Raw genomic sequence first — 8,847 nt, forward strand, 5'->3', positions numbered from 1 at the left:
GGCCATCCCCGATGTCGACGACGCCGGCGTTCTCGCCCGGGCCGCAGATCACCTGCGGCCCAGTGGTGGGCAGGGTGCGGAGCCACTTCTTCGACGACTTGTACGAGCAATGCTCGTTCCACATCGCCGAGAAGATTCCGAGCTCGGTCAGCGTCGGCACCCGGCCGATGAGGTCGAGAATACGCTGGTACTCGTCCGGCTTCAGCCCGTGCGCCGCAACAAGCGCGTCGGTGATCCCGGGCTCGCGGTCAATGAGAGTATCGGACATCGGCGCTCCCCGGGCTGGCTCGACCGCCTTTTAGGGCGTGCGCCCGGCGAGCGAAAGGCCCGGCTCCGGACCATGACTGGCCGCCGGGGCGAAAAAAAGGCCGAGCGTTAGCTCGGCCCAAGTCCAACAGGGAGGTTGAAGAGGACGTCGCCGATGGCTGCCCAACTTCGAGTTGTAATATAGCCGGAACGTCGGCGGCCGGCAAGTGGCGATGCACAATTCTTGTGCATGGCCGCTATATCGGCGGCGCATGGCTCACGCGCCCGCCTCGCTGAGGCTGGGCGACTCCCGCCTGAAGGCGGCGATCTCCTCCAGCATGAAGTCGCGGAACGCGCATACCCGCTTGGAATGGCGCAGCTCCTCGACGTAGGCGAGGTAGATCGGGATGAGCGCGCTCTGCTCCCCCGGCAGGATGTTCACCATCCCCGGCCCGCTCAGGTAGTCGGGCAGCGAGCCGATGCCGAGGCCGTTGATGACGCCCTGCAGGATGCCGAAGTAGTTGTTCACCGTCAGCGAGGAGGCGGGCGCGGCGGCGAGGAAGGGCTGCACGAACTCCGCCCCGGCGCGGACCTGCGGCGAGCTCGGGCTCTGGGTGATGAGCCGGTGGCCGGCGAGATCCGCCGGCGTCGTCGGCAGGCCGTGGCGCGCGACATAGTCCTCGCTGGCGTAGAGGCGGATGCGCACGTCCATCAGCCGCCGCCGGATCAGCTCGGCCTGGCTCGGCTCCCTCAGCCGCACCGCGACGTCGGCCTCGCGCATCGGCAGGTCGAGGATGCGCTCCTCGAGCATCAGGTCGATCTTCAGGTTCGGGTAGCGGTCGAAGAGCCGGCTGAGCCGCGGCGCCAGCCACAGCGTCCCGAAGCCGGTCGTCGTGGTGACGCGCAGCTCGCCGTAGACCTCGTCCTCGCTGTCGCGGATCCGCGCCGCCGCCGCCTCGAGCCGCTTGGTCATCGTGCGCGTGGCGTCGAAGAGGAGCTCGCCCTGCTCGGTCAGCAGCAGCCCGCGGGCATGGCGGCGGAAGAGCGTGGTGTTGAGGCTCTCCTCCAGCGCCCGGATCTGCCGGCTCACCGCCGACTGGCTGAGGTGCAGCGTCTCGCCGGCGCGGGTCAGGCTGCCGGCGTCCGCCACGGCATGGAAGATTCGCAGCTTGTCCCAGTCCATGGTGTCCCGCATCCGCCCCTGATGGGCGCTGCCCATGTAATGGTTCTTGCAGGCATTACCATATATTCCATGCGGAAGCCCCCGAGAAGCGGCGAGTTTCGCGGTTTACCGCCGAGCGCGCCATTTTCTGTCCGATTGCGCGGATCGCACGAAATTGGCCTCGTTCGCGGGCGATTCCGGCTTATGTTTCAAGCCGGCGACGGGTCTCGACCACGGGTTTGGCATGCTGCACGACGTGTCCCTCACCGACCGCTTCGATCTCTCCCGGGAAAGGGTTCTCCTCGGCGGCATCCCGGCGCTGGTGCGCGCCCTGCTGATGCAGAAGGCCCGCGACGAGGCGGCCGGCCTCGTCACCGCCGGCTACGCCACCGGCTACCGCGGCTCGCCGCTCGGCGGCCTCGACCAGCAGATGTGGAAGGCGCAGAAGGAGCTCGAGGCGGCCGACATCAAGTTCGAGCCCGGCCTCAACGAGGATCTCGCCGCCACCGCGCTCTGGGGCAGCCAGCAGGTGAACCTGCACGGCGAGGGGCGCGTCCAGGGCGTCTTCGGCCTCTGGTACGGCAAGGGCCCGGGCGTCGACCGCTGCGGCGACGTCTTCCGCCACGCCAACATGGCGGGCACTGCCGAATACGGCGGCGTCGTCGCCTGCCTCGGCGACGACCATACCGCCGAGAGCTCCTCGGTCCTCAACCACTCCGAATTCGCCCTCGCCGACGCGATGATGCCGATCCTGTCGCCCGCGGGCGTGCAGGAGGTGCTCGACTATACGCTGCTCGGCTGGGCGCTCTCCCGCTTCACCGGCCTCTGGGTCGGGCTCAAGTGCGTGAAGGACACGATCGAGGTCACCGAGGTGGTGAACGGCGACCCGCACCGGCTGAGGATCGTCACCCCGACCGACTTCCCGCTGCCGCCCGACGGGCTCAACATCCGCGCCGGCGACAACCCGGTCGCCCAGGAGGCGCGGCTGCACGACTACAAGCGCTTCGCCGCCGAGGCCTTCGCGCGGGCGAACCGCATCGACCGCCGCGTGCACGGCGACGCCTCCGCCCGCATCGGCATCGTCTCCTCGGGAAAATCCTGGCTCGACACCACCCACGCGCTCGACCTGCTCGGCATCGACGACGCCGAGGCGCGCCGGCTCGGCATCACGACGTACAAGGTCGGGCTGGTCTGGCCGCTCGACATGGAGAGCTTCCGCGAGTGGGCGCACGACCTCGAGCACATCATCGTCATCGAGGAGAAGCGCAAGCTCATCGAGGTCGAGATCAAGGAGGCGATCTTCGACGACCGCCGCGGCCGCCGCGTCACCGGCTGGAAGAACGAGAGGGGCGAGACGGTCTTCTCGGTCAAGCAGGCGCTCGACCCGGTGAAGATCGCCCGCACCCTCGGCGCGCTCCTCGTCGCCGACGGCCTCGACACCGACGCGCTCCGCGCCCGCCTCATCGTCCTCGACGACGCGGTGCGCGCCGACAACGCCGAGGAGATCGCCGCCCGCAAGCCCTGGTTCTGCTCCGGCTGCCCGCACAATACCTCGACCCGCCTGCCCGAGGGCGCCCGCGGCTACGCCGGCATCGGCTGCCACTACATGGTCCGCTGGATGGACCGCAACACCGACGAGTTCACCCACATGGGCGGCGAGGGCGCGAACTGGATCGGCCAGGCGCCCTTCTCGACCCGCAGGCACGTCTTCCAGAACATGGGCGACGGCACCTACAACCATTCCGGCGTGCAGGCGATCCGCGCCGCGCTGGCCGCGAACGTCAACATCACCTTCAAGATCCTCTTCAACGACGCCGTCGCCATGACCGGCGGCCAGCCGAACGAGGGCGGCCTCACCGCGCAGCAGATCGCCCGCGAGCTCGTCGCCATGGGGGTGAAGAACGTCGTCGGCGTCTACGACCCAAAGGAGGAGCTCGACCCCAAGTCCTTCCCGCGCGAGGTCCGCATGCACGAGCGCAGCGAGCTCGACGCCGTGCAGCGCGCGATGCAGGAGCTGCCGGGCGTTTCGGCCCTCATCTACATCCAGACCTGCGCCGCCGAGAAGCGCCGCCGGCGCAAGCGCGGCACCTTCCCCGACCCCGACCGGCGCGTCTTCATCAACCCCGACGTCTGCGAGGGCTGCGGCGACTGCGGCGTGCAGTCGAACTGCGTCTCGATCCTGCCGTTCGAGACCGAGTTCGGCCGCAAGCGGATGATCGACCAGTCCTCCTGCAACAAGGACTTCTCCTGCCTCGAGGGCTTCTGCCCGAGCTTCGTCACCCTCGAGGGCGCCAAGGTCCGCAAGGCCGGGCCGGCCGCGCTCGCGCTGCCCGACCTGCCGGAACCGCAGTTGCCCACGATCCGCGGCACCTGGAACATCGTCGTGACCGGCGTCGGCGGCACCGGCGTCGTGACCGTCGGCGCGCTCATCGCCATGGCCGCGCATCTCGAGGGCAAGGGCGTCGGCGAGATGGAGATGGCCGGCCTCGCCCAGAAGGGCGGCTCGGTCTACATCCACGTCCGCCTCGCCGAGACGCCGGCCGCCATCTCGGCGATCCGCGTCGCGGTCGGCGAGGCCGACGCGCTGATCGGCGGCGACCTCGTCACCTCGGCCGGCGCGAAGACCCTCGGGCTCATGGCCCGCGGGCGCACCCGCGCCATCCTCAACAGCCACGAGATCGTCACCGGCGACTTCACCCGCGACCGCAACTTCCAGATGCCGCGGGACCGGCTGTCGCTCGCGCTCCGCGCCCGGATCGGCGACGAGGCGCTTGGCGTGCTCGACGCGACCGGCCTCGCCGAGAGGCTCCTCGGCGACGCCATCTATGCCAACGTGCTGATGCTCGGCGCCGCCTGGCAGGCCGGCCTCGTGCCGCTCGGCGAGGAGGCGCTGCTGCGCGCCATCGAGATCAACGCGACCGGCGTCGAGGGCAACAGGCAGGCCTTCCGCATCGGCCGCTGGGCGGTCTCGCATCCGGCCGAGGCCGCGGCCGCCGTCGCGCCGAAGGCGCCGCCGCCGGCGCAGGACCTCGCCACGCTGGTCGACCGCCGCGCGGCGCAGCTCGTCGCCTATCAGGGCAAGCGCCTCGCCCGGCGTTACCGCGAGCGCATCGCCGCTGCCGGGCGCGTCGATCCCGAGCTCGCGGCGGTCATGGCACGCGCCTACCACAAGCTCCTCGCCTACAAGGACGAGTACGAGGTCGCCCGGCTGCATTCCGAGACGCTGAAGGCGGCGGTCGACGCCGGTTTCACCGGCGTCCGCGCCATCCGCTTCCATCTCGCGCCGCCCTTCCTCGGCGGGACCGATGCCTCGGGGCGCCCGCGGAAGCGGACCTTCGGCCCCTGGATGCTGACCGCCTTCGGCATCCTCCGCCGCTTCCGGTGGCTGCGCGGGACGCCCTTCGACCCCTTCGGCCACAGCGCGGAGCGGCGTATGGAGCGGGCGCTCATCATGGAATACGAGGGCGACATGGAGATGATCCTCGCCGGCCTCACGCCCGGGAACCGCAGCGCCGCGCTGGCGCTCGCCGCGCTGCCGCTCGAGATCCGCGGCTTCGGCCCGGTCAAGGCCGAGGCGGCCGCCGCCGCCGCGGTCCGCCGCGCCGAGCTCAGGGCGGCCTTCGCCGCCGGCGGCCGGCCCGCCCTGCAGGCGGCGGAGTGACGCCGGTGGCGCTCCCCCTGCGCGCTCTCGCGGCGGTGTCGCTCCTCCTCCTCGCGGCCTGCGCCGGCGGCGTCCCGGTCGAGCGCCAGGTCACCGTCGCCGGCGGACGCTTCAACGCCGTCCAGGGCGAGGCGGCCTTTCTCGTCCGCACCTTCCTCCCCGCGGAGGGCGGGGAGCGGCAGGAGGTGGTGGGGGCGAGATGCCAGCTCGCCTCCAGCCTCTACGAGGCCGAGGTGGTGACCCCCTCGCGCGTCGTCGTCCCCAACTTCGGCCCGCAGTCGCCGCGGATCACCGCCACCTGCCAGGCCGGCGATCTCGTCGGCACCGGCAGCACCCGCATCGTCACCCGCTGGCAGCAGTCGCCCTGGGGCTGGGGGCCGTCTCCCCTGTACGGGCCGACGCCCTGGATGTGGGGCGGCCCCTGGGGCTGGTACGATCCGGCCATCCCCGTCTCCGACTATCCGAACCTCATCGTCACCATGACCCGCCCGTGACCCCTGCGCCGGGCGGCCATTTCTTGACAGAGAGTTAAAGAAATTTATGAATCCATTTAATATCAATGACTTGCTTATAGTTTCGCGCGCGAAATCGGTGGCCGCCTGATGCCGCCGCGCGGTTTCGAGACGCCCCGGGAAGGCGGCCTCGGCCTCCGGGCGATCGCCTCCGCCTCCGGCCTCTCGATCAGCCTCCTGCCCAACGGCTGCCTCTTCGCCATCGAGCATGCGCACGACCGAGGCCGCACCCTCGTCAGCCAGATCCTCGGCTCGCCGCTCGACGGCGGCATCGCCCGCCTGCTCCTGCGGGTCGGCCCGGCGGTGGCCGAGGCGGTCGGCCCCGGCGCCCGCGTCTCGGTCGGCGCGGGGGAGGACCGCTTCGTCTGGGAAGGCGCGACCGCCGGCCTCCGCCACCGCGCCACCCTCTGGCTCCACCCCCGCCTGCCCCTCTGGCTCTGGCGCCTCGAGCTCGCCAACCCGGGCCGCGAGCCCGTCACGGCGCGCGCGACTCTGGTCCAGGACCTCGGCCTCGGCTCCCGCGGCTTCGTGACCGGCAACGAGGCCTATGCCTCGCAGTACCTCGACCACCACATCGCCGCCCACCCCGCCTTCGGCCCGGTGGTGATGAGCCGGCAGAACCTCGCCCAGGCCGGCGCCCATCCCTGGGTCGCCCACGGCTGCCTCGAGGGCGCCGCCGCCTTCGCCACCGACGCGATGCAGCTCCTCGGCCCCGCCTACCGCGACTCCGGCCGGATCGGCCCCGGCCTGCCGGGCGAACGGCTGCAGCACGAGGTCGCCTGCCCGATGCTCGAGGCCCCTGCCCTGACCATCGGGCCCGGCGGCGAGGCGGGCCTGACCTTCTTCGCCCTCTACGAGCCCGACCACCCGCTCGCCTCGGGCGAGGCCGACCTCGCCCGGCTCGACCTCGCCCGCGAGGCGCTCGCCGACTTCCGCCCCCGCCCGGTGCCCCTCGCCCCGCCGCCGCGGAGCCTGCTGCAGGACGCCGCGCCCCTCGCCGGCGAGCCGCTGGGCGAGGCGGAGGTCGCCGCCCGCTACCCCGGGCGGATGCTCGAGGAGCGGGCGGAGGGCCGGCTCCTCTCCTTCTTCCTGCCGGAGGGCGCCCTCAACCGCCACGTCGTGCTGCGCGAGAAGGAGCGGACCCTCGCCCGGCGGCACGGCGCGATCCTGCGCACCGGCCAGGGGATGCTGCCCGACGAGACGACCATGTGCGCGACCGCCTGGATGCACGGGGTCTTCGCCTCGCTCCTCTCGCTCGGCAACACCTCCTTCCACCGGCTCTTCTCGGCGTCGCGCGACCCCTACAACATCACCCGCTCCGGCGGCCTGCGCATCCTGATCGAGCAGGAGGGCGGCTGGCGGCTGCTGGCCGAGCCCTCGGTCTTCGAGATGGGGCTGAGCGACTGCCGCTGGATCTACCGCCTCGCCGGCCGGACCGTCACCGTGCGGCTGGTCGCCGCCGGCGACGCGCCGGCGCTGCAGTGGCGGATCGCGGTCGAGGGCGCGCCCTGCCGCTTCCTCGTCTTCGGCGGGCTGGTGCTCGGCGAGCGCGAGCTCGAACAGGCGGGGCGGGTGGAGATCGACGCCGGGGCGCGGCGGATCGCCTTCCGGCCGGACCCGGCCTCGCTCTGGGGCCAGCGGTATCCGCGGGCAGTCTATCATCTGGTGACCAGCACGCCCGGCGCCGTCGAGGCGATCGGCGGGGACGAGCTGCTGCATCCGGACGGGATCGCCCGTGGCGGCGCCTTCGTCGCGCTGCGGACGCGGCCGACGGATGCCCTCGCCTTCGCGGTGGTCGGCGCGCTGGCCGACCCGGAGGAGGCGGAGCGGCTCGCGGCGCGGCACGCCCGGGGGGTGGACGAGGCGGCGAGCCTCGCGCCGGCGACGGACTACTGGGGGCACCTCGTGCGCTGCCTGCGGCTCGAGGGCGAGGCGGTGGCGGGGGTGGCGGCGGCGATGCCATGGCTGGCGCAGAACGCGATGGTGCACCTGACCGTGCCGCACGGGCTCGAGCAGTCGGGGGGCGCGGCCTGGGGGACGCGGGACGTCTGCCAGGGGCCGGTCGAGTTCCTGCTCGCCTTCGAGCACGACGCGCCGGTGCGGGAGATCCTGCGGATCGTCTTCGCGGAGCAGCAGGAGGGGCGGGGGGACTGGCCGCAGTGGTTCATGCTCGAGCCCTATGCGCAGATCAGAGACCGGCACAGCCATGGGGACGTGATCGTCTGGCCGCTGAAGGCGCTCTGCGACTATGTGGAGGCGACGGGGGATTTCGGGTTCCTCGACGAGCCGGTGGCCTGGCGGCGGGAGGAGGATTTCGCGGCGACGGAGCGGCGGGATCCGGTGGCGGCGCATGTGGCGAAGCTGGTCGCGACGGTACGGGAGCGGTTCATCCCGGGGACGCGGCTCATCCGCTACGGCGAGGGGGACTGGAACGACTCGCTGCAGCCGGCCGATCCGAGGATGCGGGACTGGATGGTGTCGAGCTGGACGGTGGCGCTGCTCTTCCAGCAGCTGAGCCGGTATGCCGAGGTGCTGGAGCGGGCCGGGCGGAGCGGTGCGGCGGCGGAGACGGCGGGGCTGGCCGCGGCGGTGCGGGAGGACTTCCACCGGCACCTGGTCCGGGACGGGACGGTGGCGGGCTATGCGCTCTTCGATGCCGAGGGGGGCGAGCCGGAGCTGCTGCTGCATCCGTCGGATCGGCGGACGGGCCTGAGCTATTCGCTGCTGCCGATGACGCGGGGGATCATCGGGGGGATCTTCGACGAGGGGCAGGCGCGGCGTCATCTGGAGATCATCCGGCAGCATCTGCTCTTTCCGGACGGGGCGCGGCTGATGGACCGGCCGGTGGCCTATCGCGGCGGGCCGGAGAAGGTGTTCCGGCGGGCGGAGTCGGCGGCCTTCTTCGGGCGGGAGATCGGGCTCATGTATGTGCATGCCCATCTCCGCTACGGGGAGGCGATGGCGGCGCTCGGGGAGGCGGAGGCGGTCTGGGAGGCGCTCGAGGTGGCGAACCCGGTGGGGGTGGCGGAGCGGGTGGCGAATGCGGCGCGGCGGCAGCGGAATGCGTACTTCAGCAGCAGCGACGCGGCCTTTCCGGACCGGTATCGGGCCAGTGCGGAGTGGGAGCGGGCGCGGGCGGGGACGGTGGCGGCGGAAGGGGGGTGGCGGGTCTATTCGAGCGGGCCGGGGCTCTATGCCAACCTGCTCCTGCGGCACGCCTTCGGCATCCGGCGGCGGTTCGGGGAGCGGGTGGTGGCGCCGGTGCT

General features: G+C 72.1%; 4 protein-coding genes and 1 pseudogene. 3 read left to right on the forward strand and 2 right to left on the reverse strand.

The window, feature by feature from the left end:
• Positions 1 to 268, reverse strand: a pseudogene (locus tag Q0112_RS02825) (phosphoribosylformylglycinamidine synthase II); the annotation flags it as partial.
• A 255-nt stretch (positions 269 to 523) separates the two neighbouring features.
• Positions 524 to 1,429, reverse strand: coding sequence for a LysR family transcriptional regulator (locus Q0112_RS02830; RefSeq protein ID WP_297971130.1), 906 nt, complete (start codon positions 1,427 to 1,429; stop codon positions 524 to 526).
• 223 nt (positions 1,430 to 1,652) lie between these two features.
• Here Q0112_RS02830 and Q0112_RS02835 point away from each other — a divergent pair, with 223 nt between their 5' ends.
• The 3 genes from Q0112_RS02835 to Q0112_RS02845 all read left to right on the forward strand — a co-directional run.
• A complete protein-coding gene (locus Q0112_RS02835) occupies positions 1,653 to 5,069 on the forward strand; it encodes an indolepyruvate ferredoxin oxidoreductase family protein (RefSeq protein WP_297971123.1) in 3,417 nt (1,138 codons plus the stop codon).
• 5 nt (positions 5,070 to 5,074) lie between these two features.
• Positions 5,075 to 5,563, forward strand: a complete 489-nt coding sequence (locus tag Q0112_RS02840) for a hypothetical protein (RefSeq protein ID WP_297971125.1) — start codon at positions 5,075 to 5,077, stop codon at positions 5,561 to 5,563.
• A gap of 108 nt (positions 5,564 to 5,671) precedes the next feature.
• On the forward strand, positions 5,672 to 8,847 hold a 3,176-nt coding region (locus Q0112_RS02845), incomplete at its 3' end, for a hypothetical protein (RefSeq protein WP_297971127.1).

This window comes from uncultured Amaricoccus sp., assembly GCF_937858865.1.
Taxonomy (GTDB): Bacteria; Pseudomonadota; Alphaproteobacteria; order Rhodobacterales; family Rhodobacteraceae; genus Amaricoccus.

Excerpts from the sequence above, each read along its gene's own strand:
- Q0112_RS02830 (WP_297971130.1), bottom strand. The coding sequence starts at position 1,429 with ATGGACTGGGACAAGCTGCGAATCTTCCATGCCGTGGCGGACGCCGGC.
- Q0112_RS02835 (WP_297971123.1), top strand. The coding sequence starts at position 1,653 with ATGCTGCACGACGTGTCCCTCACCGACCGCTTCGATCTCTCCCGGGAA.